Genomic DNA, 25111 nt, shown 5'->3' with positions numbered 1-25111 from the left:
GGGGCAGAGCCGCCTGCGGTGCAGGCGGATCCGACCCCGGGGGTGCCTCAGGCCAGGCCTTCGGCCTTCAGCGCGGCCTGCACGCCGGCATCGGCGTCCATGCGCGCCTTGTAGGCGGCCAGGTTGTCCAGGCCGGACAGGTCGACCTTGGTGCCGGCGGCCCAGCGCAGGGTGATGTAGAAGTACGGGTCGGCGAAGCTGCGGAAGCCGGCCAGCCACGGCTTGTCGGCCAGCTGCCGGTCGGCGGTCTCGAACAGGCCGCGCAGGCGCTTGTGCGCGGCGGCGCGGATGGCGTCGTACTGGCCTTCGTCGGCAATGAACTTGCCCGGCGCGAACAGCGGCGAGAAGGCCGGGTGCACGTCGGAATTGACGAAGGCCAGCCAGCGGGTGGCTTCGGCGCGCTGGCGCGCGCTGCCGTCGCCGCCGAGGCCGGCCTGCGGGAAGCGGTCGGCGATGTAGCCCATGATCGCGGCGTTCTGCAGCAGCACGAAATCGCCGTCGACCAGCGCGGGTACCGCGCCGGCCGGGTTAATCTTGAGGAATTCCGGACCCTTCAGGGTGTCCTTGTTCAGCAGTTCAACCTCGAACGGCTGGCCGGTCCACTGCAGGGCGATGTGGTCGGCGGTGGAACAGGCACCGGGCTTGCTGTACAGCTTCATGGGAACTCCAGGTGATGCGGGCGGGAAACGCCCACTATCCCAGAGCCTGGCGGCGGGCGGCAACGCTGCCGCCGGCACGGATCGTTACGACTGTCGCGGCTTGAGGTTCTGCACCTTATAGAAGGTGTGATCGCCGATGGTGGCCACCTGGTAGGCATTGCGCCAGTTCGGGCTGGCGATGGACAGCGCGGCGAAATGGCTGGCACCGGGCACGATCTCACGGCGCTCGCCGGCCGGCAGCGCCCAGTTGCGTTCGGCGTCGAAGGCGACGTTCATCGCCTCGCTCCAGGCCGCATCATTGCCCAGCTGGGTGCCGGGGGAAACGATGGTCGGTGCGAACTGCTTGCGCGCGGTGACCACCTGGCACATCGAGTCGCCCCACAAGCCGCTGTCGAGGCGGCGCAGGGCGACCTCGGCGACGGCCTGCTGGCCGCGCAGGGTCTGGTCGCGGGCTTCCAGGTACACGGTGGTGCTCAAACACAGTGAATCGGCGGCCGGCTGCGGCAACAACTGCGACAGCCAGAGAATCCAGGCCAGTTTCATATAACTCCTTGCTCCGTATGGGCCGCACTCTCCGGTTCCGGCCGCAGGGGCGACGGGAAGCGGGGCACGACTTGGCGTCATGGGGAGGCGGCCATCGGGGCCGCCCCGTGGGCAGCCCCAAAAGAAACGATCAGTACCGATCGAGGGGGCTGCGCCGGCTCACCGGAAACTGGCTGGTGAGCGGAAAGATGGCGCAAGGTAGGGGGGCATAGCCGAACGCATCGTGAACCGCTCGGCTTGACATTCAGCTTCAACAGGAGTGACGGAAATCACATTCCGCCCCCCATTCAGGCGCTTGTCAAAGCGCGGCGGCGACGCGGCTGCCTTGGTCGATGGCACGCTTTGCGTCCAGTTCGGCCGCCACATCGGCACCGCCGATCAGCTGCGCGCGGATGCCGGCGGCCTGCAGTTCGGATTGCAGCGCGCGGTTCGGTTCCTGCCCGGCGCAGATCACCACGTGGTCGACCGGCAACAGTTGTTCGCTGCCCTCCACGCGGATGCGCAGGCCTTCGTCGTCCACGCCCAGGTACTCGACGCCACCGAGCATGCGCACGCCCTTGGCCTTCAGCGTGGCCCGGTGGATCCAGCCGGTGGTCTTGCCCAGGCGCGCGCCGGGCTTGCCCGGGCTGCGCTGCAGCAGCCACAACCGTCGCGGCGAGGCTTCGGCCTGCGGTTTTGCCAGCGAGCCCCGCGCTTCGAAGCTGCTGTCCACGCCCCATTCGGCCATCCAGCGCTGCGGGTCCAGCGACGGCGACTGGCCGGCGTGGCTGAGGAATTCGCCGACGTCGAAGCCGATGCCGCCGGCGCCGATGATCGCGGCATTGGCGCCCACCTCGACCCGGCCCAGCAGCACGTCCAGGTAGCTGACCACCTTGGCATGGTCGGCGCCGGGGAAGTCGACCTTGCGCGGGGTGATGCCGGTGGCCAGCACCACCTCGTCGAATCCGGCCAGGCTGACCGCGTCGGCACGCGTGCCCAGGCGCAGCTGCACGCCGGTTTCAGCCAGCTTGTGGCGGAAGTAGCGCAGGGTTTCGTGGAACTCTTCCTTGCCGGGGATTCGTTTGGCCACGTTGAACTGGCCACCGATCTCCTCGTTGGCATCGAACAGGGTGACCTGGTGGCCGCGCTCGGCGGCCACCGTGGCGCAGGCCAGCCCGGCCGGACCGGCGCCGACCACGGCGATCTTCTTCGGCGCGGGGGTGGGGCGGTAGACCAGCTCGGTCTCGTGCGCGGCGCGCGGGTTGACCAGGCAGCTGGCCAGCTTGTTCTCGAACACGTGGTCCAGGCAGGCCTGGTTGCAGGCGATGCAGGTGTTGATCGCCTCGGCGCGGCCGGCGCGGGCCTTGTTGGGCCACTGCGGGTCGGCCAGCAGCGGGCGCGCCAGCGACACCATGTCGGCGCCGCCGTCGGCCAGGATGCGCTCGGCCACCTCGGGCATGTTGATGCGGTTGGTCGCCACCAGAGGCACCTTCACATGCGGCTTGAGCTTGGCGGTGACCCCGGCGAACGCAGCACGTGGCACCGAGGTGGCGATGGTCGGAATGCGCGCTTCGTGCCAGCCGATGCCGGAGTTGATGATCGTCGCACCGGCGGCCTCGATGGCCTGCGCCTGCTGCACGATCTCTTCCCAGTTGCTGCCGTCTTCCACCAGGTCCACCAGCGACAGGCGGTAGATGATGATGAAGTCCGGTCCGCAGGCTTCGCGGATGCGGCGCACGATCTCCACCGCAAAGCGCATGCGCTGGCGGGCGTCACCGCCCCAGGCATCGGTGCGTTTGTTGGTGCGCGGGGCGATGAACTCGTTGATGAGGTAGCCCTCCGAGCCCATCACTTCCACGCCGTCGTAGCCGGCCTCGCGGGCCAGCTTCGCGCTGCGTGCATAGTCGGCGATATGGCGCTCGACACCCCCGGCCGACAGTGCGCGCGGGGTGAACGGGTTGATCGGCGCCTTCAGCTTCGACGGCGCCACCGACAGCGGATGGTAGGCATAGCGGCCGGCATGCAGCAGTTGCAGGCAGATCTTCGCGCCGTGCTGGTGCGCGGCGGCGGTCAGCTGCCGGTGCGGGCGCACTTCCCATGGCCAGGACAGCTTGCCGCCGAACGGCTTCAGCCAGCCCACCACGTTCGGCGCGAATCCGCCGGTGACGATCAGGCCGACGCCGCCTGCGGCGCGCTCGGCGAAGTAGGCTGCCAGGCGCGGGAAATCACGGGCGCGGTCTTCCAGCCCGGTATGCATCGAGCCCATCAGGACGCGGTTGCGCAGCTGGGTGAAGCCCAGGTCCAGCGGGGCGAACAGGTTCGGGTAGGCGGATTCGTTGGCTGGCGACATGATCGATACGCTTGCGTACGGAAGCGCGAAGCGTGCCGGGAAACGGCCGCCGGGGCAAGGGCTGCGGGGGTAGTGCCGGCCGTTGGCCGACATTCCGGTCAGCTCAGGGCGATTGCGGTTGCCGACCAGCGGTCGGCACCACCGGCAGCGGCCGGCCGATCCCGAACCAGCCCAGGGTCACCCCGCACAGCGGGCCGATCAGCAGGGCAAAGACCAAAGTGCCGATGCCGACGTTGCCGCCCAGCCACCAGCCCAGCAGCAGCACGCTGCCTTCGATCAGGCTGCGCACCTTCCAGATCGGCCAACCGGTGCGGGCATGCAGCCCGGTCATCAGGCCGTCGCGCGGGCCAGGGCCCAGGCGCGCGCCGATGTACAGGCCGGTGGCCAGCGCGACCAGCAGCATACCGGTGCAGAACAGTGCCAACTGCCAGCCCAGGCCATCCGCTGGCGGCAGCAGCCACAGGCCGAACTGCGCCGAGGGACCGATCAGCAGCACATTGAGAACCGTGCCCACCCCCGGCTTCTGCCGCAGCGGCCACCACAGCAGCAGTACCAGCGCACCGATCACGTTGGTCGCCAGGCCGAACGACAGCGGCGTCTGCGCGGCGATGCCCTGCGACAGCACATCCCAGGGCGCCACGCCGATCGCTGCACGGATCATCAGCGAGGCGCCGAACCCGTACAGGAACAGGCCGGTGATCAGTTGCAGCAGGCGCAGGGGCAGGGCGGTGGGCATGGCGGGCTCGGGGGGAGGGGGATCTGTTTCCACCGTAGATCCGAATCAGCCGTCAGCATAGATACAGATGCTGGCCAATCCGCTGCCACAGGCAGAATCTGTAGAGCCGAGCCCATGCTCGGCTGCGTTGCCTGGCATCCTCAGCCGAGCATGGGCTCGGCTCTACATGACGCTTCAGTCATTCCCAGCCGGCCAGCGCCAGCTTGCCCACCGTGCGTCCGCTGGCCAGGCGCTGATGGGCGATGTCCAGGTTCGCGGCGTTGATCGTGCCCAGCGTCTCGCTGAGCGTGCCGCGCAGCTGTCCGGCGTCGATCATGCTGGCCGCGCGGCTGAGGATGCGGTGCTGTTCGATGCGGTCGGCGGTGGCAAAACGCGCACGCGCGAACATGAATTCCCAGTGGATGCCGATGCACTTGGCCTTGTACGGATCACCGATCCGCAGCGCGCCGCGGGGTTCGACGATCAGGCCGACATGGCCCTGCGGTGCCAGCAGCTGGCCCAGCTCATCCCAGTAGTGATCGGTGTCGGCCAGGTTCAGCGCGACCTGCACCTCGGCGATGCCCAGCGCCTGCAGCTGGGGGTGCAGGGGCTGCCGATGATCGATCACATGGCGGGCGCCCATCTGCCGGCACCAGTCGACCGAGGCGTCACGCGAGGCGGTGGCGATCACCTCGAAGCCCGCATGGCGGGCGAGCTGGATCGCCATCGATCCCACACCGCCGGCCCCGCCGATCACCAGCAGGTGCTGCCCGGCATGACGACGGTCATCGAGCTGCAGGGGCATGCGCTGGAACAGCAGTTCCCAGGCGGTGAGCGTGGTCAGCGGCAGTGCGGCAGCCTCGGCAAAATCCAGCGTAGTGGGCTTGCGAGCCACCAGCCGTTCGTCCACCCGTTGGTACTGCGCGTTGCAGCCCGGTCGGGTGACATCCCCGGCGTAATAGACCTCGTCTCCCGAGGCGAACAGGGTGACCTCATCACCGATCGCCTCGACCACGCCGGCGGCGTCCCAGCCCAGCACGCGTGGGGTGTCGAGTGTGGCCGGATCGGTGGCGGCACGCTGCTTGCCATCGACCGGATTGACCGACACCGCTTCGACCCGGATCAGCAGGTCGCGGCCACCCGGCGGCAGCGGCGGAGGCAGATGGACATCGTGCAGGAGGGGGGCGGATTCACGACTCAGGGCGACAGCTTTCATTGCGGCTCCGGCTGGGTGCGTCCCCTCATCATAAGGTTCCTCACGTTTGCCGAAATGCGCTGAACACGGTCATCCGTGGTGTTGCGCAGCATGTCGTTTTTCGCACTTAAACCCCGTCAAACCCTTGCAGAGTGAGGGTCTTGCGGATTTTCATCATCCTGTATAGGGTTTCAACGTCGGACCGGTGGACGGTCGGGCGCAACACTTCACATGTTACGGGACTGTTAACATGACCTTCACCCGCCTGAGCATAATGTTCGCGGCGGTGGCGTGCTGAATCGGCTGTCGAGCTTCGACGCAGTAGTGCTGGCCCATGCCTCTACCGGTTTCATACCCCCGAAATAGGAGCTGTACTCAATGAACAAGAAGATCCTTACTGCAGCGCTGCTGGGCGGCCTGGCTTTTGCCCAGGCAGCTTCTGCGCAGGAGTTCGATGACCGCTGGTACCTGACCGGTTCGGCCGGCTTCAACTTCCAGGACAGCGACCGTCTGACCAATGACGCTCCGTTCGTGACCCTGGGCCTGGGTAAGTTCATCAGCCCGAACTGGTCGCTGGACGGTGAGCTGAACTACCAGAACCCGAACTTCGACAGCAACCAGGACCTGAACTGGTCGCAGTACGGCATCTCGCTGGACCTGCGTCGCCACTTCATCAAGGAAGGCCGCGGCTGGAACCCGTACATCGTCGGTGGCCTGGGCTACCAGAAGTCGGAAGAAGAGTACGCCGCGCTGGACAACAACGGTCCGCGTGAGCGCAAGGACGGCAACGTTGCCGCCAAGCTCGGCGTCGGCCTGCAGACCACCTTCGACAAGCGCGTTGCTGTCCGCGCCGAAGTGGCCTACCGCGCTGACTTCGACGACCAGAGCGTTGCCGCCCGCAACGAAAGCTGGTTCGGCGACGTGCTGGCTTCGGTCGGCGTCGTGATCCCGCTGGGCCCGGCTCCGGTCGCGGCTGCTCCGGCTCCGGCTCCGGTTGCCCCGAGCTGCGCCGACCTGGACGACGACGGTGACGGCGTCAACAACTGCGACGACAAGTGCCCGAACTCGCAGCCGGGTCAGACCATCGGTCCGGACGGTTGCCCGGTGCCGGTCTCCATCGACCTGAAGGGCGTGAACTTCGACTTCGACAAGTCGAACCTGCGTCCGGACGCCGTGGCGATCCTGAGCGAAGCCACCGAGATCCTGAAGCGTTACCCGGATCTGCGCGTTGAAGTTGCCGGTCACACCGACTCGAAGGGTACCGACGCTTACAACCAGAAGCTGTCGGAGCGTCGCGCCACCGCCGTGTACAACTACCTGACCAAGAACGGCGTTGACGCCGGTCGCCTGGTCGGCCCGATCGGCTACGGCGAGAGCCGTCCGATTGCTCCGAACACCAACCCGGATGGTTCGGACAACCCGGAAGGTCGCGCCAAGAACCGTCGTACCGAGCTGAACGTCCAGAACTAAGTTCTGACGCTCTGCCCGTAAGACACTGCAGGACCCGGCTTCGGCCGGGTCTTGTTGTTTGTGCGGCCCGGATGCTGGCCGCACGCCGATCGGGCAGACCGTTCGTCGGCAATTTGTCCATGAAACCAATGAGTTGGCGTATTCATTGAAAGTGGCGCTTGAAAGCTGTCGCGGCATTGCTACACTCGCCGCGTCACTTCCTTCCGTGGATGCCCCTCATGCTGCGCTCTGCATCGGCCGCCGTCCTGGCGCTGGCCCTGGTTCCCGCCGCCCACGCTGCGGTTGATTGCTCGGTCAACACCAGCGCTACGCCGCTTCCGTTGCCGGCCACGACCATCGCACCGGTGGCCGACGAGCTGTACATCCGTGGCAATCAGCTGGGCATGCCGGCCGGCGTGCTGAGCAGCAGCTATGACCCCTCGCAGTCGCTGGACCAGGTGCTGCAGCGTCTGCGCATCGATGGTTGCCAGAACATCGCCAAGGCCATCCCGAGCGCACCGGCGGTGAAGCCGAACGATCCGGCGGCGTACAAGCCGCAGACCGAATTCGACAACACGCCCTGGCGCTTTGACATGAGCCAGAACGGCAAGCGCATGACCGCCGAGGAGTTCGACGCCTGGATGAAGGCGCGCGGCGTGCGTGTGGTCAAGGCGCGTCCGGCACCGGCGGCCGCCCCGGCCGCCGCCGAAGCACCGGCTGAGACCAAGCCGGGCGAGAAGAAGTAAGTCGCGCGGGGAGCAGAGGCTTGCGCACGCGCCGCCCCCCTGCTGCCCCCGCTGCCCGCTCCCACGCACCGCGTGGGCGTGCGACGCCCGCTGCCATGCCGGCCGGTGTCCGTCATGGCCTGGCGCGTGTGTTGTCCAAGGCCGGTGTGTGCTCGCGCAGCGAGGCCGCGCGCTGGATCGCCGATGGCCGCGTACGCGTGTCCGGCCGCATCGTGCGCGATCCGGAATTCCCGATTGGCCAGCCGGCGCCGCCGATCGAGGTCGACGGCCAGCCGATGGGCGCGCCGCAGCGTCTGTACCTGATGCTCAACAAGCCGCGCGGCGTGGTGACCACCGCGCAGGACGAGCGTGGGCGCGACACCGTGTACCGCTGTTTCGATGGTGCCGGTCTACCCTGGATCGCCCCGGTCGGACGCCTGGACAAGGCCAGCGAAGGGTTGCTGCTGTTCAGCAACGACCCGCAATGGGCGGCGCGGCTGACCGACCCGCAGACCGGGCCGGACAAGACCTACCACGTGCAGGTCGACCATCTGCCCGATGAGGCGACGCTGGCGGCCCTGCAGGCCGGCGTGCAGGACGATGGCGAGTTCCTGGTGGCCCAGGCCGTGCGCGTGCTGCGCAGCGGCGACAAGACTGCGTGGCTGGAGGTGGTCCTCGACGAGGGCCGCAACCGCCACATCCGCCGCCTGCTGGCGGCCTTCGACCTGCAGGTGCTGCGCCTGGTCCGGGTCGCGATCGGCGGGCTGGCGCTCGGTGATCTCGGCAAGGGCCAATGGCGGGTGTTGCAGGTCAGCGACCAGCAGCGGCTGGGGGCCGCTGCAGCGGGCTGATCATCGCCCGCGGCCGGCAGCTGCCGGCCACCGTTCCAGGCGTAGGGGGCGTCTGGCTTTCGATCTACTTGAACGGAGCGTGCCCATGTACCTGACCCTCAACCGAACCCTGCGCTGCGCCGGCCTGCTGTTGCCGATCGCATTGCTGGCCGCCTGTGGCGGCCACAAGAAGGTGGCCAAGGCGGAAACGCCGGCCGAGACCCCGGTGGTGGAAGTGAAGACCCCGGAGCTGGATGGTCGCGGCAGTTACCGCTTCATGATGAGCAACGGCGACCAGAAGATGACTGCCGACCAGTTCGATGCCTGGATGAAGGCCAACGGCATCCGCGTGGCCAAGGGCAACGCGCAGGATGCTGCCGCCAAGCCGGTGGTGGTGGCCAGCAAGGACGAGCCGAAGGGCAAGAAGAAAAAGAAATGACGTCGACAGGTGCCGACCCTGGCCGGCACGCTACCCGGCTCCGGTAGGTGCCGACCTTGGTCGGCACGCTCTGCCTGGTGGGGTCAGAGCCCTTTCCTGCGGAAAGGGATCCGACCCCGGACCTGATCAGGCCTTGATCACGCCCAGCTCGACGCCGATGCGGGTGAACGCATCGATCGCGCGATCCAGATGCTCGCGGCTGTGCGCCGCGCTGATCTGGGTGCGGATGCGCGCCTGACCCTTGGGTACTACCGGGAAGAAGAAGCCGATCGCATAGATGCCTTCTTCCAGCAGGCGCTCGGCGAACTTCTGCGCCAGCGGGGCGTCGTACAGCATCACCGGGCTGATCGGGTGCACGCCGGGCTTCACGTCGAAGCCGGCCGCGGTCATCTTCTCGCGGAAGTAGGCGGTGTTCTCGGCCAGCGTGCTGCGCAGGTCATCGGCGGCGGCCAGCATTTCGAACGCCTTGATGCCGGCGGCGACCACGTGCGGCGGCAGCGAGTTGGAGAACAGGTACGGGCGCGAGCGCTGGCGCAGCAGCTCGATCACCTCGGCGCTGGCGCAGGTGAAGCCGCCCAGCGCGCCGCCCATGGCCTTGCCCAGGGTGCCGGTGATGATGTCGATCTTCTCCAGCACACCCTTGACCTCGGCCGAGCCGCGGCCGGTGGCGCCGAGGAAGCCGGTGGCATGGCACTCATCGATATGCACCAGCGCGTTGTACTTCTTCGCCAGCGCGGTGATCTCGTCCAGCGGGGCGATGAAGCCGTCCATCGAGAACACGCCGTCGGTGGTGATCAGCTTGGTCTTGCAGCCGGCGGCGTCGGCGGCCTGCAGCTGCGCCTCCAGGTCGGCCATGTCGCAGTTGGCATAGCGGAATCGCTTGGCCTTGCACAGGCGCACGCCATCGATGATCGAGGCGTGGTTCAGCGCATCGGAGATGATCGCGTCGTTCTCGCCGAGCAGCGGTTCGAACAGGCCGCCGTTGGCATCGAAGCAGGCCGCATACAGGATGGTGTCCTGCTTGCCGAAGAAATCGGCGATCTGCTTTTCCAGCTGCTTGTGCAGGTCCTGGGTGCCGCAGATGAAGCGCACCGAGGCCATGCCGAAGCCGTGGCTGTCCAGCGCATCCTTGGCCGCCTGGATCAGGTCCGGGTGGTCGGCCAGGCCCAGGTAGTTGTTGGCGCAGAAATTCAGCACCGTGCGGCCGTCGTCGAGGGTGATCTCGGCGGACTGCGGGCTGGTGATGATCCGCTCGGACTTGAACAGGCCCTGGGCGCGGATGGCGTCCAGTTCGTCTGCATAGTGGCGGGTCAGGGCGGAGGAGGCGTCGGTCATGGCGTGGGCACGGCTCAGCACGGGAAACCGCCGATTCTACCGGGCATCGGTGACCCCGGACCGGGTGATCGGCGGCGCCGTCATGGCCGGCACATGTTGCATCGCAATAGCAAACGGGTTAAAAATTCGTGAACCGGACCTGTCTGGCTCCGGTTCCCGCATCCGCCTTCCACGCCACCGCCCCCACCGGAGACGCCCATGAAGCACGCCCGTGCCTGCCTCGCCATTGCCGCCGCCCTGACCCTTGCGCCGTTCGCGGCCAGCGCCCAGGACAACGAATCGCCGTACAGCTGGAACGTCACCGCCGTGTCGGACTACCTGTTCCGTGGTGTGTCGCAGACCGATGAGGATCCGACCCTGCAGGCCGGATTCACCTACACCAGCCCGGTTGGCCTGTACGCCGGCGTGTGGGGTTCGGGTGTGGATTTTGGCCCGGGTGACCCGAAGACCGAGGTTGACTACCTGATCGGCTACGGCGTGGACGTCACCGAGCGCGTCAACTTCGACGTGCTGCTGAACCGTTACACCTACCTGAAGTCCAGCCACCAGAACTACAACGAGCTGATCACCACCACCACGCTGGATGACACCTACAAGCTGACGGTGGCCTACACCAACGATGTATGGAACAGCAGCACCGATGGCTGGTACTTCGGCCTGGGCGGCAGTTGGGGCCTGCCGAAGGACTTCACCCTGAATGCCAACGTCGGGCGCAGCACCTTCGAGGACGGCATTGCCAAGGACTACACCGACTGGAACGTTGGCGTCGCCCGCCAGTTCGGCCTGTTCAATGTCGGCCTGGGCTACTACGGCACCGACGGCAACGGCCGCGACAATTCGGGCAAGCTGGCCCACAGCCGCGTCATGCTGAGCGTGGCCGTGGGCAAGTAACCCTTGCTTCGGCAGGGGCCAGGCTTGCCTGGCACGCTTTGCGAAAAAGGCGCCCATCGGGCGCCTTTCTCAATTCCGCAGCGTTCCTGATCCCGACTTGAGGAGAGCCCCCTTGATGTTCAAGGGGGCGCGCCAGCGGCGCGGGGATTGGGAGACATGCGGGGGAATTGACCCGAAGGGTCAATTCCAGCTCAATACCACCTTGCCGGCCTTGCCTTCTTCCATCAGGTCAAAGCCCTTCTGGAACTCGTCGATCGGCAGCTGGTGGGTCATCACCTTGCCGAGCGGGAAACCGGACAGCACCAGCTGGGTCATCTTGTACCAGGTCTCGTACATCTTGCGGCCGTAGATGCCCTGCACGGTCAGACCCTTGAAGATGATCTTGTCCCAGTCGCAGCCGGCACCCTTGGGCATGATGCCGAGCATGGCGATCTTGCCGCCGTGGTACATGCAGTCGAGCATGTCGTTGAACGCGCGCGGGTTGCCGCTCATTTCCAGGCCCACGTCGAAGCCCTCCATGTGCAGTTCCTTCATCACGTCCTTCAGCGACTGGTTGGCGACGTTGACCACGCGGGTGGCGCCCATGTCGGCGGCCAGCTTCAGGCGGAAGTCGTTGACGTCGGTCACCACCACGTTGCGCGCACCGATGTGCTTGCAGATGCCCGCAGCGATGATGCCGATCGGGCCGGCGCCGGTGATCAGCACGTCTTCGCCGATCACATCGAACTCCAGCGCACAGTGCGCGGCGTTGCCGTACGGATCGAAGAACGCGGCCAGTTCCGACGGAATCTGATCGGGGATCGGCCACAGGTTGCTGGCCGGCATCACCATGTATTCGGCGAACGCGCCGTTGACGTTGACGCCGATGCCGACGGTGTTCGGGCACAGGTGCGGGCGGCCGCCACGGCAGTTGCGGCAATGGCCGCAGACGATGTGGCCTTCGGCCGAGACCCGCTGGCCGATCTCGTAGCCGGTCACCGCCGAGCCGAGTGCGGCGACGCGACCGACGAACTCGTGGCCGATGGTCAGGCCCGGCTTGATCGTGCGCTGGCTCCACTCGTCCCACAGGTAGATGTGCAGGTCGGTACCGCAGATCGCGGTCTTCTCCAGCTTGATCAGGACCTCGTTGGGGCCTGGGGTCGGCACCGGAACTTCTTCCAGCCAGATGCCCTTGGCCGCTTCGCGCTTGACCAGGGCCTTCATCGTTTGCTGCGCCATCGGGGTGGAACTCATCAGGGGGAAAACGCGGATTATAGGGTGCTGCGCGGATTTCCCATGTTGCGCTGCGGGTGCTTTGGCGGAACGAAAGGCGTGCGCCGGCGGGCGTTTCGAACGGCGCCGCCGCGCTCGCCGGGCATGGCCCGGCGCTACCGGGGCAGGGAATCGTACGGGTAGCGCGGGGCCATGCCCGGCGAGGCGGGGCCCATGACTTCCGGGGTTCGGGCCGGGGCAGGGCAGCGGGCTACAATCGAGGGTTCCACTACCAGGGGCCGCTCCATGCGCTCGAACCTGCTTGCATTCTCCATCGTCGCCAGCCTCGGGCTGGCCCAGGTCGCCCATGCCGCTGAAGGCATGTGGGTGCCGCAGCAGCTGCCGGAAATCGCCGGCCCGCTGCAGAAGGCCGGCCTGAAGCTGTCCCCGGAGCAGCTGTCCAACCTGACCGGCGACCCGATGGGCGCGGTCGTTGCCCTCGGCGGCTGCACCGCCAGCTTCGTCTCGCCGCAGGGCCTGGTGGTCACCAACCACCACTGTGCCTATGGCGCCATCCAGCTCAATTCGACCGCGCAGAAGAACCTGATCAAGGACGGCTTCAACGCGCCGAAGCACAGCGATGAACTGAGCGCCGGCCCGAACGCCCGTGTCTACGTGCTGGACCAGATCACCGACGTCACCGCGCAGGCCAAGGCCGCCATTGCCGCGGCCGGCAACGATCCGCTGGCCCGCAGCCGTGCGCTGGATGCCTTCGACAAGGCCCAGGTCGCCGCCTGTGAAGCCGAGGACGGCTTCCGCTGCCGCCTGTACACCTTCTCCGGCGGCAACACCTACCGCCTGTTCCGCAACATGGAAATCAAGGACGTGCGCCTGGTCTACGCGCCCCCGGGCAGCGTCGGCAAGTACGGCGGCGACGTCGACAACTGGATGTGGCCGCGCCACACCGGCGACTTCTCGTTCTACCGCGCCTACGTCGGCAAGGATGGCAAGCCGGCCGCGTTCTCGGCCGACAACGTGCCCTACCAGCCCAAGCACTTCCTGAAGTTCACCGACCAGCCGCTGGGCGCCGGTGACTTCGTGATGGTGGCTGGCTATCCGGGCCGTACCAACCGCTACGCACTGGCCGGCGAGTTCAATGAAACCGCCAACTGGACCTACCCGACCATTGCCAAGCACTACAACGCGGTACTGAAGATGATCGACGAGGCCGGCAAGGCCGACGCCGACGTCAAGGTGAAGTACGCCGCCACCGCCGCCAGCATGAACAACGTGGCCAAGAACTATTCGGGCCAGCTGGAAGGCTTCAAGCGCATCGACGCCGCCGGCCAGAAGCAGGCCGAGGAAGCGGCCGTGCTGGCCTGGCTGAAGAAGCAGGGCGCCGCCGGCAAGCCGGCACTGGCCGCGCACGCGCAGCTGGTCAAGCACCTGGACACCAGCAAGGCCACCCGTGAGCGTGACCTGTTCGTCGGCCAGTTCAACAACACCCAGGCGGTCAGCGCCGCCATCGGCCTGTACCGCCTGTCGATCGAGCGTGCCAAGCCGGACGCCGAGCGTGAAGTCGGCTACCAGCAGCGCGACCTGCCGACCCTGGAAGGCGGTCTGAAGCAGATGGATCGCCGCTACGTGGCGAAGATGGACCAGCAGCTGCAGACCTACTGGCTGGACCAGTACGTCGCCCTGCCGGCCGCGCAGCGCAACAACGAGGTGCTGAACAGCTGGCTGGGCGGCAGCGATGCCAACGCGGTCAAGGCGCTGGTCAGCAAGCTGTCGGGCACCGAGCTGGGCAGCCTGGACGCGCGCCTGAAGTGGTTCAAGGCCGACCGCGCCGCGTTCGAGGCCAGCAGCGATCCGGCCATCCAGTACGCGGTGGCGGTCATGCCCTCGCTGCTGAAGCAGGAAGAGCAGAAGAAGATCCGCGAAGGTGAATCGCTGACCGCCCGTCCGCTGTACCTGCAGGCACTGGCCGACTACAAGAAGAGCCAGGGCGAGTTCGTCTACCCCGATGCCAACCTGTCGCTGCGCATCACCTTCGGCAACGTGATGGGCTATGAGCCCAAGGACGGCGTGGCCTACACCCCGTTCACCACGCTGGAAGGCATCGTTGCCAAGGACACCGGCGTGGATCCGTTCGATGCGCCCAAGGCGCTGCTCGATGCGGTCAAGGCCAAGCGTTACGGCGGCCTGGAAGACAAGCGCATCGGCTCGGTGCCGGTGAACTTCCTGTCCAACCTGGACATCACCGGTGGCAATTCCGGTTCGCCGGTGCTGGACGCCAACGGCAAGCTGGTCGGCCTGGCCTTCGACGGCAACTGGGAATCGGTCAGCTCCAACTGGGTGTTCGACCCGGTGATGACGCGCATGATCTCGGTCGACAGCCGCTACATGCAGTGGATCATGCAGGAAGTGGCGCCGGCGCCGCAGCTGCTGAAGGAACTGAAACTGGTGAAATGATCCGTTTGCGGTCGCTGGCGGTCCATCCACGCATGGCGTGGATCTACCGGCCGCGTTCGGCAGCGCCGGGCCATGCCCGGCGGAATCGGTAGGAAACCTGAAACCCCGCGATCGACGTCGCGGGGTTTTTTCATGCCCGGTCCGGCCCGGTGCGCCGAACAGGTATCATCCCTGTTCCGCGTACTTCACAGGATGTGAACGAAACGCGGAAACCTCCTCCCCCCAGGACCCCTTGTTCGCATGCGCATCCTGCTTGCCCGTCACGGTGAAACGCCGTGGAACGCCGAAGGCCGCTACCAGGGCCAGATTGATATTCCGCTTTCGCCGATCGGTGAAGCCCAGGCCCAGGCACTGGGTGCCCGCCTGGCCTCGGTCGACATCACCCGTGCCGTCGCCTCGCCGTTGTCGCGCGCGCAGCGCACCGCGCAGCTGGCGCTGGGCGCCGCCCGTGCCGACATGCTGCTGACCGAGCCGGAACTGCAGGAAATCGCCCACGGCGAATGGGAAGGGCTGCTGGCCAGCGAGATCCACGAGAAGGATCCGTCGCGCCTGCAGGCCTGGCGCGAGGAGCCGGACACTGTGCTGATGCCCGGTGGTGAATCGCTGCGCCTGGTACTGGAACGCAGCTGGCGTGGCCTGGCCCGTGCCACCGAAGGCCTCGGCGAGCACGACACCCTGCTGGTGGTCGCCCACGACGCGGTCAACCGGGTGATCCTGTGCAAGGTGCTGGGCCTGCCGATTTCCCGCCTGTGGACCTTCCGCCAGGCGCCAACCACGCTCAACCTGCTCGAAGGCGCCGACCTGGACAGCCTGGAAGTGGTGCGCCTGAACGACTGCGCCCACCACACGCCGTTCTTCGGTGAAGCCAAGCATCGCGCTCTCTGATCCATCCCCTCGCATCAACTGCTTCTGCTGGAACCGCTGCCGTGACGAACACCCCGACCACCCTGGCCGACTGGCTGGACTACATTGAACGCCAGCACCCGGCGACCATCGACATGGGCCTGGAGCGCGTACGCGCCGTGGCCACGGCGATGGGGCTGGGCGCGCCGGCCAAGCGCACCATCGTGGTCGGTGGCACCAACGGCAAGGGCTCCACGGTGGCCTTCATCGAGGCCATCGCGCGGGCCGCCGGCTGGAAGGTCGGCGCCTACACCTCGCCGCACCTGCTGCGCTACAACGAGCGCGTGCGCATCGACGGCCAGGACGTGGACGATGCTGCGCTGGTGGCCGCTTTCAACACCATCGAGGCCGCCCGCGGTGACACCACGCTGACCTACTTCGAGTACGGCACGCTGGCGGCGCTGCAGCTGTTCGCCGACGCCGGGCTGGACCTGGCAGTGCTGGAAGTGGGGCTCGGCGGCCGCCTGGACGCGGTGAACATCGTCGACGCCGACGTCTCGGTGATCACCACCGTGGACATCGACCATGCCGAGTGGCTGGGCGAAGACCGCGAGACGATCGGGGCCGAGAAGGCCGGCATCATCCGTGGCTGGAAGCCGGTGATCCTCGGCGAGACCGATCCGCCCTCCAGCGTGCTGGCGCGCGCCTACCTGCTGGGGGCCAACGCGATCCGTGGCGGCAGCGATTATTTCTACGAGCCGATCGATGCCCAGCGCTGGCGCTGGCGCGACGTTGGCCTGCGCATGGAGCTGCCGACCCCGGCGATGGCCGGTCCGATCCAGCTGGCCAACGCCGGCGCCGCCGTGGCCGCGCTGCGCGCGCTGGACAAGCCGGTGCCGCGTGCCGCGTGGGCGGCGGGTATCGCGGCGGCGCGCATCGCCGGCCGCCTGCAGGCCTTCGAGCGTGATGGCGTGCAGATCCGCGTCGATGTCGGCCACAACCCGCAGGCTGCCGGCCAGCTGGCCCGTGCACTGAAGGCCGAGGTGTGCGGCGGCCGCACGCTGGCGGTGTACGCCGCGCTGCAGGACAAGGATGCGGTGGGCGTGGTGCAGGCACTGCAGGAGGTGGTGGGGGCGTGGACCCTGGCCGGCCTGGACGGCCCGCGCGGGCAGAGCGCGGGCCAGCTGCAGGATCGGCTGGCCGATACCGCAGCCGCCAGCGCGGCCCTGGCCGGCACCGTCGAGCAGGCGCTGGCGCAGGTGCTGGCGAAGGCCGAGCGGGGCGACCGGGTGCTGGTGTTCGGTTCCTTCCATACCGCCGCCGCTGCCCTGCAATGGCTGCAGGACCCGGCCTGATCCACGTTCAGCCAACGCCGACGCCGCCCGGTCCGGCACCCGTATAATCGACCGCAACCTCCGGACAGTTGCCTGCCTCACGTGGATACGCCTCTGAAACAGCGTCTGATTGGTGCCATCGTGCTGGTGGCACTGGCCGTGATTTTCCTGCCGATGCTGGTCAAGGGACCGGCGCCGGACAGCGGTGTCGCCAATGTGCCGATTGCCGCGCCGGATGCGCCGGCCGATGGCCAGTTCGAAACCCGTGAGCTGCCGCTGGTCGCGCCGGCCGGTGGCGCTACCGGCCTGCAGAGCGGCCAGGCCAGGCCACTGGCCGATGCCGCCGCGCCGGCCACGCCGCCGACGGTGGATACCTCGCCGGCCGTGGCCGCCGGCAACTATGCAGTCACCTTCGGTGCCTACGGCAGCAAGGCCGACGCCGACGCGGTGATCGCCCACCTGCAGCGCTCGCAGCTGCCCGGTTTCAGTGAAACCACCACCCTCAATGGCCGCCAGGCCTGGCGTGTGCGCGTCGGGCCGTATGCCGACCGCGCGCAGGCCGAAGCCGGCCGGCTGCAGGCGGTGAAGATCCGTTCCGACGTGAAGGCCGAGGTCATCACGCTGGATGCGGCCACCGGCAGCACGGCCGCTGCGACCCCGGCGCCGGCCGCGCCGAGCGCCAGCACCCCTGCCGCAGCCACCGCACCGTCGGCCAATGGCAACCCGGTGCGCAGTGAAACCCTGCCGCCGAGCACGACGACCGCCACCACCGCGCCGGCGGCCAAGCCGGAACCGCCCAAGCCGGCACCGAAACCGGAAGCCCCCAAGCCGGAAGCCACCGCCAGCAAGCCGGCGGCCGCGCCGGTCACCCCGGCCGCACCGGCCGCGGCAGGCGTCGGCTTCGCCGTGCAGCTGGGCGCCTTTGGCCAGGCCAACGATGCCAACGCGTTGCGTGACAAGGTCCGCGCCGCCGGATTCAGCGCCTTCGTCGAACAGGTGCGCACTGAAAAGGGCACCCTGCATCGGGTCCGTGTCGGGCCGGTGGCCAACCGTGCCGATGCCGAACAGCTGAAGGCGCAGGTCGCCGCCAAGGTCGGCGTGGCCGGCATGGTCCGCCCGCACCCGTGACCGGACGCGCACTCCGCCGCTGTCGAAGGCAGGAGCGGGTCGCGTGATCGACATCGTGCTGGGCGTGCTGATCGGCGCGTCCGCTCTGTTCGGCTTCATCCGTGGGTTCGTCGGTACGGTGGTGGCGCTGGTGTCCTGGCTGCTGGCCGGCTGGGCGGCGTTCACCTTCGGCAACCAGGCATCCCACTGGTGGGCGGCGCCGCAGTCTCCGGGCAGCGGCCATTACCTGGCCGGCTATCTGGGCGTATTCGTGGCCACCGTGGTGCTGGTAGGCCTGGTGGGCCTGCTGCTGAAGGCGGTGATCAAACTGACCCTGCTCGGTGGCGTCGATCGTCTGCTGGGCGGGGCGCTGGGTGCGGTCCGCGGTGCGTTCTTCGCCTGCGTCCTGCTGTTGCTGGCCGGCTTCACCACGCTGCCGGGTGAGTCGGCGTGGCAGCAGTCGCAGCTGCGCCCGATGCTGCAACCGGCGGTGGCGTGGATGCAGGCGCAACTGCCACAGCTGGACGAGGTATTGCCGCAGGCGTTGCCGCTGCAGGCCCTGCTGCCGGCGCGGCTGCCCTTGCCTCTGGCCGAGGACGCCCCATCTTCGCAGCAGGTGTTGGGCAAGCCGACGGTGACAGGCGATAATGGCGTTCTCAACCAGGTAGTGGCGGGCGGCGGATGGCCGCGGCCCGTGGACGTGGAGCCGGAGCCCAGGCGGGCCCCCGCACTGCCCAGCAACATCGAGCCGGTGCCCGCGCGCCCGGCCCGGCCCGCGCCTGACGCGGGCGGGATCCCCGGCCAGGCACGGCCATCTTCCTTGTAACTGGGCACAGCCCAGCGGAGACCTCGCACCATGTGTGGCATCGTCGGAATCGTCGGCAACCAGAACGTCGCCGGGCAGTTGTATGACGGCTTGACCGTTCTCCAGCACCGTGGCCAGGACGCGGCAGGCATCGCCACCGCCAACGGCAGTCGCCTGCGGGTGCAGAAGGCCACCGGCCTGGTCCGGGACGTATTCGATGCCCGCACCATGTCCACCCTGGAAGGCAGCGTCGGCATCGCGCACGTGCGCTATCCGACCGCCGGCTCGGAAGGCATGGACGAGGCGCAGCCGTTCTACGTCAATTCGCCCTACGGCATCGCGCTGGCGCACAACGGCAACCTGATCAATACCGAGGCGCTGCGCCAGCAGGTGTTCGAGCAGGACCGCCGCAACGTCAACACCGATTCGGACAGCGAAGTGCTGCTGAACGTGTTCGCCTACGAGCTGGAGCAGCAGCGCCAGCTGAGCCCGGAGGCCGCGATCCGTGCGGTGGCCGGCGTGCACCGTCGCTGCAAGGGCGGCTATGCGGTGGTCAGCGTGGTGCTGGGCCTGGGCCTGGTGGCCTTCCGCGATCCGCACGGCATCCGTCCGCTGGTGCTGGGCAAGCGCAGCCATGCCGAAGGTGATGAGTACATCGTCGCCTCCGAGTCGGCCGCGCTGGACGTGCTGGGCTTCCAGCGCGTGCGTGACGTGCAGCCGGGCGAAGCGCTGGTGATCACCGCGCGTGGCGAACTGTTCTCGGAGATCTGCGCCGAACCGGCCGAGCACACCCCGTGCATCTTCGAGTACGTGTACTTCGCGCGCCCGGATTCGATGATCGACAACGTTTCGGTGCACAAGGCGCGCATGCGCATGGGCATCAAGCTGGGCGAGAAGATCCTGCGCCTGCGCCCGGACCACGACATCGACACCATCATCCCGATTCCGGATACCTCGCGCGACGCCGCGCTGGAGATCTCCAACGTGCTGGGGGTGAAGTACCGCGAAGGCTTCATCAAGAACCGCTACATCGGCCGCACCTTCATCATGCCGGGGCAGGGTGAACGGGTGAAGTCGGTGCGCCGCAAGCTCAACCCGATCCACCTGGAGTTCCGCAACCGCGTGGTGCTGCTGGTGGACGATTCGATCGTGCGCGGAACCACCAGCCAGCAGATCGTGCAGATGGCCCGCGATGCTGGCGCGCGCAAGGTCTACCTGGCCAGCGCCGCGCCGCCGGTGCGGTTCCCGAACATCTACGGCATCGACATGCCGGCCGCCGAAGAGCTGGTCGCGCATAACCGCAGCGTGGAAGAGATCGAAGCCCACCTGGGTTGCGACTGGCTGATCTACCAGGACATCGAGGACATGGAGGCGGCGGTCAGCGAAGGTAATCCGGCGCTGCGCAGCTTCGATTCGTCCTGCTTCAACGGGCATTACCCGACCGGCATCGAGCCGGGCTACTTCGAGCGCATCCAGCAGCTGCGTTCGGACGACGCCAAGCACAAGCGCCGCGCCTGAGGTCCAGGCGTGGTGGATATGGCCGACGTAGGAGGCGATCTGCTGCGCGCTGCACAGCAGTGCCTGGCCGAAGCCGATCCGCTGCGCAAGGTGGCGCTGACCCAGGCCCATGCCGCCGCGTTCCGCGCCGGCCGGCTGAAGGTGGCCACCGATGCGCCGGCGCCGGAGCCGATCCGCATGCCGGGTCGGCCGGCGCAGCTGGTGCTGGTGCATCCGCGCGAGGTGCCGCGACGCGGACTGGGTGGCGTGGAGGGGCGCGCCGCCTTCATCCACGCCATTGCCCACATCGAGCTCAACGCCATCGATCTGGCCTGGGATGCGGTGTATCGCTTCCGCGGCCTGCCGTCGGCCTTCCATGCCGATTGGGTCAGCTGCGCCGATGACGAATCGCGGCACTTCATGCTGCTGCGCGAACGGCTGCTGGCCCATGGCCACGACTACGCCGATTTTCCCGCGCACAACGGCCTGTGGGAGATGTGCGAAAAGACCGCGCACGATGGCCTGGCGCGCATGGCGCTGGTGCCGCGCGTGCTGGAAGCGCGTGGCCTGGACGTGACCCCGGGCATGATCGACAAGCTGCGCAATGTGGGCGACGGTGAAACCGCCGAAGTGCTGGAGGTGATCCTGCGCGAGGAAGTGGCCCATGTCGCCGCCGGTTCGCGCTGGTACCGCTGGTACTGCGACCGCGCCGGCGTCGAGCCGCGCGCACGCTTCAAGGAGCTGCTGGTGGAGTACGCCGGCGGCTACCTGCACGGGCCGTTCAACATGGAAGCCCGCCTGTTGGCCGGCTTCGATGCCGACGAACTGGCCAACCTGGTCGAGCAGGCGGGTTGAAAAGAGGGGACGGAGGGAGTCAAGGCATTTGTGCCACAGACGACTTGATTCCCTCCGTCGCCTTTTTCATGCGTTGGGCAAAACCACGCGCTTGCCGTCGACCGTCGGGCGGTTGATGTAGAACAGCCCGGGCCCGGGCCGGTAGGGCAGTTCGCTGACCCCGGCGTCAGCGGCGTAGGTCAGTGCGGTGTCGCCCAGCGCGTCGAAATTCCAGTGCGCCGACTGCATCAGGTAACGCCGGCGCAGCAACGCTTCCTGCGGCTGGGTGAGCGCCTGCCCAGCCACCAGGCGACGCGCGATCGGCTGCAGGGCGGAGGGCAACGCCCACTCGGCAACATCGGCGGCATGGCCACGCCACTGCACACCGGCGTCGATGGCGTGCTGCTGCATCACCTGCAGTGCGATCAGTTGGTAGCGCCAGTCGATGCGCCGGCGCAGCACCACCGCCGCGGTCACATACAGCGTCGGTGCCAGCAGCACGCTGCGGCTGCCCGCACGGCGCTGCTGCTGCCACTGGTGCCAGACGTCCACCCAGACCTCGTTCGCGCCCGCCCCCAGCTGTTGCCGCCAGCGCTCGGCATCGGCCTGCGCTTCGGCATAGGCCGTGGTGGCCTGCAATACCGCCAGCGGCGGTGTCTGGTAATCGGCAACGGCGGGGCGACGCAGCTGCTGGCGCCGAGGCCGGCTCAGCAGCTTCGGTCCTTCCTCCACCTGGTTGTAGCCGCCACCGATGTTGGCATGCACCCCCGGCAACGCGATCTCGGCAAACGGGGGCGCCACGCTGGTGAGCGGATAGTGCTGGCGATGCTCGTCACGCGCGGTCAACTGCACCACGTGCGCGGCCACGCCGTCGCGCAGCCGTACCTGCGGCTGCTCGTCCGCGCGCCCACTGTTGACTGCTACCACCGTGTCGAACAGGCCGATGAAACGCACCACCGGTGTAGCCGGTGCGAAGTCCTCCGTGCAGGCCAGGCCCGAGGCCTGCAACTGCTGCCGCCAGCGCGCGCTGTCCCAGCCCTGCAGCTGGCTGGCGACGTCACGTGCCGCAGCGGCACCGCGCGAGTAGCCGAACAGGTCCAGCTGCACGCGCCGCAGCGGCGTTGTCCAGCGCGCGGAAAGCGCGGCCAGCGCCGCCGGCAACAGCACCTGCAATGCGCGTTGCACTTTGGCACGCACGCCGCTGGCGCCGATGCCGAACGCCAGTCCGATCAGATCGTCGTCGGCATCATCGCGGGTTCCCACCCCTTCCACGTAGATCGACAGCGAGGGTGAGGCATGGGTTTGGCGGCGGCTGTCCGGATACAGCTGCTGCAATCGCGCGATGTTGGTCAGGCCGTTGTCGTAGCTGCTGGTCAGCCGGCTCTGGTAGGTCGAGTCATCGTCGGCCCGCATCTGCGCCGGTCGCGGCTGCGGTTGCTGCGGGCGGCCGCGCGCCAGGTTGTGCGCGTTGTTGCGGGTGCCGTCGAAGAACAGGCCAATCCGCAGCAAGCCGACAGCTTCGTCCGTGTCCTGCGATGGTGCCATGTGCATTCCCCGTCGTGGCTGCGTCACGGTAGCGCGAAAGTGGTGTGTTGACGACGTGTAGTGACGCTTTTGACCTGCCTGAACGCAGATGCGGTCGATCACATTTCCCGATTTTCATTCTCATCATCTATTGAATTCACACGACCTGCGCAGGCCAGATGGCCGAACCCGGCAGATCCGGGTCGTGCTGCATCAACGCTGTTCACATCATTCAAGGAGCGACGCAATGTTGTCCAGATCGATTGGCAAAGCGGCAGATGGCCTGGTGTTGGGATTGTCGGTGGTAGCGGCCGCACACGCGGCTCCCCTGTTCGAACCGGTGACGGTACTCAGTCGCGCCTCGGCGTCGAGCGAGCCCGCGCTGGGCAAGCTGCTGGCGACCCCGTCCACGGCCACGGTGCAGGAAGTCCGCGTTGATGCGGCAGCCACTGCATCGACGCAGCTGGAGTTCGAGCTGCTCGGCCAGCGCGTGCAGGCAGTACGCAGCAAGCTCGAAGCGCTGCCCGACGGCGGCAGCATCTGGTATGGCCAGTTCCGTTCGCCTTCGGACAAGCTGACCGCCGCGACCTCCAACGGCCAGGACGATCCGGGCAATTCGCTGATCCTGGTGCGCTCGGGCAACACCCTCACCGGTTCGATCCGCAAGGACGGCAAGTTGTACCGACTGCGCCCGCTGGGCAACCGCCATGTGCTGGTCGAGGTGGACGAATCGCGGATGCCGGCCGACCATCCGGCCGACTACAACCAGTTGCCGAAGATCCCGATGGGCGACAGCGACCGCATCGGCATCGCGCAGGCATCGTCGGGCACCCCAGCCACCATCCGAGTGCTGGTGGTGGCAACCAACGCGGCGGTGGCGGCCTACGGCGGCAACATGCAGTCGCTGGTGCAGCTGGCGGTGGCCGAGTCCAACCAGGGCTACACCAACAGCAACGTCGGCCTCACCCTGCAGCTGGCCGGCTACGAGACCACCAGCTACAGCGAGTCGGGCAGCTTCGATACCGACCTGGCGCGGTTCCGTGGCACCAGCGATGGCTACATGGACAGCATCCACACCAGCCGCAACACCACCACCGCCGATGTCGGCGTACTGCTGATCAACAACAGCGCCTATTGCGGCCTGGCCTCGGGTATCGGCTCGACGGCGTCGACCGCGTTCGCGGCGGTGTACTGGGACTGTGCGACTGGGTACTACTCCTTCGCGCACGAGATCGGCCACCTGCAGAGCGCACGGCATGACATCGCCACCGACCCGAGCACCTCGCCCTATGCCTATGGCCATGGCTACCGCTATGAACCGTCCAGCGGCACCGGCTGGCGCACCATCATGGCCTACAACTGCACCCGCAGCTGCCCGCGCCTGAACTACTGGTCGAACCCGAACATCAGCTACAACGGCATCCCGATGGGCAATGCCAGTACCGCCGACAACCAGCGCGTGCTGGTCAACACCAAGCACACGATCGCCGCCTTCCGCTGAGCCCAGGCGCCGACCAGGGTCGGCGTCTACCAGGGCGCGTGCACCTGCTCTGGTAGATGCCAACCTTGGTTGGCAGCCTGCGATCCATCAGTCGCGCGCGAGGGTCTCCAGCGACCAGCCGCTGGCATCCACGCGCAGTACCGAGCCCTGTTCGTACCAGTCGCCCAGCACGATGCGGGTGCGGTCGCGGCCACCGGCCTGCAGCGCATGGATGGCCGGGCGGTGTGTATGGCCATGGATCATGGCGTCCACACCATGGCGCACGAAGGTGGCCTCGACCTCGGCCGGCGCCACGTCGGTCACGGTCTCGAACTGCGTACGATCGCCCTGCTTCATTTCCGACTGGCGGGCCTGGCTGGCGTCACGTGCCTTCTGTGCGAAGGCGATGCGAGCGGCCAGCGGCTGCGACAGGAACTGTGCCTGGAACGCCGGATCGCGGGTCTGCGCACGGAACTGCTGATAGGGGATGTCATCGGTGCACAGCAGATCGCCGTGCTGCAGCAGCACCGGGCGTCCGTACAGCTCGATCACGCACGGGTCGGGCAGGATGCGCAGGCCGGCACGGCGCGCATAGTCCTCGCCGAGCAGGAAGTCGCGGTTGCCGCGGATGAAGTACACCGGCACGCCACTGTCGGACAGCACCTTCAACGCATCGGCCACCGCATCGGCGGCGGGCGAGGGTGTGTCGTCGCCGATCCAGGCTTCGAACAGGTCGCCGAGAATGTACAGGGCATCGGCGCCGGGCGCCTGCTCGCGCAGGAAGCGCAGGAACAGGTCGGTGATCTCCGGACGGCTGGGGTCCAGGTGCAGGTCGGAAATGAACAACGTGGTCATGCCCGCATTCTAGGGCATCAACGATGACGGTAGCGCCGCAGGAGTAGCTGGGGTCAGAT

22 protein-coding genes are annotated in these 25111 nt (G+C 67.5%); 13 read left to right on the top strand and 9 right to left on the bottom strand.

The features are described 5' to 3' along the window. Positions 1-47 precede the first annotated feature (47 nt). The 5 genes from LZ605_RS11555 to LZ605_RS11535 all read right to left on the bottom strand — a co-directional run bounded on the left by LZ605_RS11555 (position 48) and on the right by LZ605_RS11535 (position 5462). Positions 48-659 (bottom strand): glutathione S-transferase N-terminal domain-containing protein, encoded by a 612-nt coding sequence (locus LZ605_RS11555; RefSeq protein WP_249841822.1) that lies wholly within the window; start codon positions 657-659, stop codon positions 48-50. An 84-nt stretch (positions 660-743) separates the two neighbouring features. Continuing rightward, positions 744-1202, bottom strand: coding sequence for a cell wall hydrolase (locus LZ605_RS11550; protein ID WP_004154513.1), 459 nt, complete (start codon positions 1200-1202; stop codon positions 744-746). A gap of 298 nt (positions 1203-1500) precedes the next feature. Next, on the bottom strand, positions 1501-3531 hold the full coding sequence (locus LZ605_RS11545; RefSeq protein WP_249841821.1) for an NADPH-dependent 2,4-dienoyl-CoA reductase: 2031 nt from the start codon (positions 3529-3531) through the stop codon (positions 1501-1503). 103 nt (positions 3532-3634) lie between these two features. Continuing rightward, positions 3635-4267, bottom strand: a complete 633-nt coding sequence (locus LZ605_RS11540; protein WP_249841820.1) for a YczE/YyaS/YitT family protein — start codon at positions 4265-4267, stop codon at positions 3635-3637. Positions 4268-4445: 178 nt separating this feature from the next. Further along, positions 4446-5462 (bottom strand): zinc-binding alcohol dehydrogenase family protein, encoded by a 1017-nt coding sequence (locus LZ605_RS11535; protein WP_249841819.1) that lies wholly within the window; start codon positions 5460-5462, stop codon positions 4446-4448. A gap of 357 nt (positions 5463-5819) precedes the next feature. Here LZ605_RS11535 and LZ605_RS11530 point away from each other — a divergent pair, with 357 nt between their 5' ends. The 4 genes from LZ605_RS11530 to LZ605_RS11515 all read left to right on the top strand — a co-directional run bounded on the left by LZ605_RS11530 (position 5820) and on the right by LZ605_RS11515 (position 8884). Then, positions 5820-6911: an OmpA family protein gene (locus tag LZ605_RS11530; RefSeq protein WP_107229974.1), complete on the top strand. Its 1092-nt coding sequence runs from the start codon at positions 5820-5822 to the stop codon at positions 6909-6911. Positions 6912-7129: 218 nt separating this feature from the next. Next, a complete protein-coding gene (locus tag LZ605_RS11525; RefSeq protein WP_249841818.1) occupies positions 7130-7636 on the top strand; it encodes a hypothetical protein in 507 nt (168 codons plus the stop codon). A gap of 20 nt (positions 7637-7656) precedes the next feature. Next, positions 7657-8466: a pseudouridine synthase gene (locus LZ605_RS11520; protein ID WP_423172551.1), complete on the top strand. Its 810-nt coding sequence runs from the start codon at positions 7657-7659 to the stop codon at positions 8464-8466. A gap of 85 nt (positions 8467-8551) precedes the next feature. Further along, positions 8552-8884: a hypothetical protein gene (locus LZ605_RS11515; protein ID WP_107229977.1), complete on the top strand. Its 333-nt coding sequence runs from the start codon at positions 8552-8554 to the stop codon at positions 8882-8884. A 126-nt stretch (positions 8885-9010) separates the two neighbouring features. On the opposite strand, the gene kbl is transcribed toward LZ605_RS11515, so the two are convergent. Next, positions 9011-10219 carry a glycine C-acetyltransferase gene (gene kbl / locus LZ605_RS11510; protein ID WP_249841816.1) on the bottom strand — a complete coding sequence of 403 codons (1209 nt, stop codon included), beginning with the start codon at positions 10217-10219 and terminating at the stop codon, positions 9011-9013. A 198-nt stretch (positions 10220-10417) separates the two neighbouring features. Between kbl and LZ605_RS11505 the strand changes: the two genes are divergently transcribed. Continuing rightward, a complete protein-coding gene (locus LZ605_RS11505; RefSeq protein ID WP_106551236.1) occupies positions 10418-11110 on the top strand; it encodes a TorF family putative porin in 693 nt (230 codons plus the stop codon). A gap of 180 nt (positions 11111-11290) precedes the next feature. On the opposite strand, the gene tdh is transcribed toward LZ605_RS11505, so the two are convergent. Next, positions 11291-12313: an L-threonine 3-dehydrogenase gene (gene tdh, locus LZ605_RS11500; protein ID WP_249844903.1), complete on the bottom strand. Its 1023-nt coding sequence runs from the start codon at positions 12311-12313 to the stop codon at positions 11291-11293. Between the two features lie 294 nt (positions 12314-12607). Here tdh and LZ605_RS11495 point away from each other — a divergent pair, with 294 nt between their 5' ends. The 7 genes from LZ605_RS11495 (at position 12608) to LZ605_RS11465 (ending at position 21214) form a co-directional block, all read left to right on the top strand. Continuing rightward, positions 12608-14773, top strand: coding sequence for a S46 family peptidase (locus tag LZ605_RS11495; protein ID WP_249841815.1), 2166 nt, complete (start codon positions 12608-12610; stop codon positions 14771-14773). A gap of 240 nt (positions 14774-15013) precedes the next feature. Next, positions 15014-15658, top strand: a complete 645-nt coding sequence (locus LZ605_RS11490) for a histidine phosphatase family protein (protein ID WP_008268389.1) — start codon at positions 15014-15016, stop codon at positions 15656-15658. Between the two features lie 41 nt (positions 15659-15699). Next, positions 15700-16971, top strand: coding sequence for a bifunctional tetrahydrofolate synthase/dihydrofolate synthase (gene folC / locus LZ605_RS11485; protein ID WP_249841814.1), 1272 nt, complete (start codon positions 15700-15702; stop codon positions 16969-16971). A gap of 81 nt (positions 16972-17052) precedes the next feature. Then, a complete protein-coding gene (locus LZ605_RS11480) occupies positions 17053-18078 on the top strand; it encodes an SPOR domain-containing protein (RefSeq protein ID WP_249841813.1) in 1026 nt (341 codons plus the stop codon). A gap of 43 nt (positions 18079-18121) precedes the next feature. Then, positions 18122-18883, top strand: a complete 762-nt coding sequence (locus LZ605_RS11475) for a CvpA family protein (RefSeq protein WP_249841812.1) — start codon at positions 18122-18124, stop codon at positions 18881-18883. Between the two features lie 30 nt (positions 18884-18913). Continuing rightward, positions 18914-20380 (top strand): amidophosphoribosyltransferase, encoded by a 1467-nt coding sequence (gene purF / locus LZ605_RS11470; RefSeq protein ID WP_057497638.1) that lies wholly within the window; start codon positions 18914-18916, stop codon positions 20378-20380. 18 nt (positions 20381-20398) lie between these two features. Then, on the top strand, positions 20399-21214 hold the full coding sequence (locus LZ605_RS11465; protein ID WP_249841811.1) for a ferritin-like domain-containing protein: 816 nt from the start codon (positions 20399-20401) through the stop codon (positions 21212-21214). A gap of 66 nt (positions 21215-21280) precedes the next feature. On the opposite strand, the gene LZ605_RS11460 is transcribed toward LZ605_RS11465, so the two are convergent. Beyond that, on the bottom strand, positions 21281-22738 hold the full coding sequence (locus tag LZ605_RS11460; protein ID WP_249841810.1) for a phospholipase effector Tle1 domain-containing protein: 1458 nt from the start codon (positions 22736-22738) through the stop codon (positions 21281-21283). 226 nt (positions 22739-22964) lie between these two features. Here LZ605_RS11460 and LZ605_RS11455 point away from each other — a divergent pair, with 226 nt between their 5' ends. Continuing rightward, positions 22965-24218 (top strand): M12 family metallo-peptidase, encoded by a 1254-nt coding sequence (locus LZ605_RS11455; protein WP_249841809.1) that lies wholly within the window; start codon positions 22965-22967, stop codon positions 24216-24218. Positions 24219-24305: 87 nt separating this feature from the next. Here LZ605_RS11455 and lpxH read toward each other — a convergent pair whose 3' ends face one another. Beyond that, the gene (gene lpxH, locus LZ605_RS11450) at positions 24306-25052 is read right to left on the bottom strand and encodes a UDP-2,3-diacylglucosamine diphosphatase (protein ID WP_249841808.1); all 747 of its coding nucleotides are present in this window, start codon (positions 25050-25052) and stop codon (positions 24306-24308) included. Positions 25053-25111 lie beyond the last annotated feature (59 nt).

The organism is Stenotrophomonas maltophilia (assembly GCF_023518235.1).
Lineage (GTDB): Bacteria > Pseudomonadota > Gammaproteobacteria > Xanthomonadales > Xanthomonadaceae > Stenotrophomonas.
Note: the sequence above shows the minus strand (reverse complement) of the source record. Positions and strands in the feature narration are given on the sequence as shown.

Excerpts from the sequence above, each read along its gene's own strand:
- LZ605_RS11555 (WP_249841822.1), bottom strand. The coding sequence starts at position 659 with ATGAAGCTGTACAGCAAGCCCGGTGCCTGTTCCACCGCCGACCACATC.
- LZ605_RS11550 (WP_004154513.1), bottom strand. The coding sequence starts at position 1,202 with ATGAAACTGGCCTGGATTCTCTGGCTGTCGCAGTTGTTGCCGCAGCCG.
- LZ605_RS11545 (WP_249841821.1), bottom strand. The coding sequence starts at position 3,531 with ATGTCGCCAGCCAACGAATCCGCCTACCCGAACCTGTTCGCCCCGCTG.
- LZ605_RS11540 (WP_249841820.1), bottom strand. The coding sequence starts at position 4,267 with ATGCCCACCGCCCTGCCCCTGCGCCTGCTGCAACTGATCACCGGCCTG.
- LZ605_RS11535 (WP_249841819.1), bottom strand. The coding sequence starts at position 5,462 with ATGAAAGCTGTCGCCCTGAGTCGTGAATCCGCCCCCCTCCTGCACGAT.
- LZ605_RS11530 (WP_107229974.1), top strand. The coding sequence starts at position 5,820 with ATGAACAAGAAGATCCTTACTGCAGCGCTGCTGGGCGGCCTGGCTTTT.
- LZ605_RS11525 (WP_249841818.1), top strand. The coding sequence starts at position 7,130 with ATGCTGCGCTCTGCATCGGCCGCCGTCCTGGCGCTGGCCCTGGTTCCC.
- LZ605_RS11515 (WP_107229977.1), top strand. The coding sequence starts at position 8,552 with ATGTACCTGACCCTCAACCGAACCCTGCGCTGCGCCGGCCTGCTGTTG.
- kbl (WP_249841816.1), bottom strand. The coding sequence starts at position 10,219 with ATGACCGACGCCTCCTCCGCCCTGACCCGCCACTATGCAGACGAACTG.
- LZ605_RS11505 (WP_106551236.1), top strand. The coding sequence starts at position 10,418 with ATGAAGCACGCCCGTGCCTGCCTCGCCATTGCCGCCGCCCTGACCCTT.
- tdh (WP_249844903.1), bottom strand. The coding sequence starts at position 12,313 with ATGAAGGCCCTGGTCAAGCGCGAAGCGGCCAAGGGCATCTGGCTGGAA.
- LZ605_RS11495 (WP_249841815.1), top strand. The coding sequence starts at position 12,608 with ATGCGCTCGAACCTGCTTGCATTCTCCATCGTCGCCAGCCTCGGGCTG.
- LZ605_RS11490 (WP_008268389.1), top strand. The coding sequence starts at position 15,014 with ATGCGCATCCTGCTTGCCCGTCACGGTGAAACGCCGTGGAACGCCGAA.
- purF (WP_057497638.1), top strand. The coding sequence starts at position 18,914 with ATGTGTGGCATCGTCGGAATCGTCGGCAACCAGAACGTCGCCGGGCAG.
- LZ605_RS11465 (WP_249841811.1), top strand. The coding sequence starts at position 20,399 with ATGGCCGACGTAGGAGGCGATCTGCTGCGCGCTGCACAGCAGTGCCTG.
- LZ605_RS11460 (WP_249841810.1), bottom strand. The coding sequence starts at position 22,738 with ATGGCACCATCGCAGGACACGGACGAAGCTGTCGGCTTGCTGCGGATT.
- LZ605_RS11455 (WP_249841809.1), top strand. The coding sequence starts at position 22,965 with ATGTTGTCCAGATCGATTGGCAAAGCGGCAGATGGCCTGGTGTTGGGA.
- lpxH (WP_249841808.1), bottom strand. The coding sequence starts at position 25,052 with ATGACCACGTTGTTCATTTCCGACCTGCACCTGGACCCCAGCCGTCCG.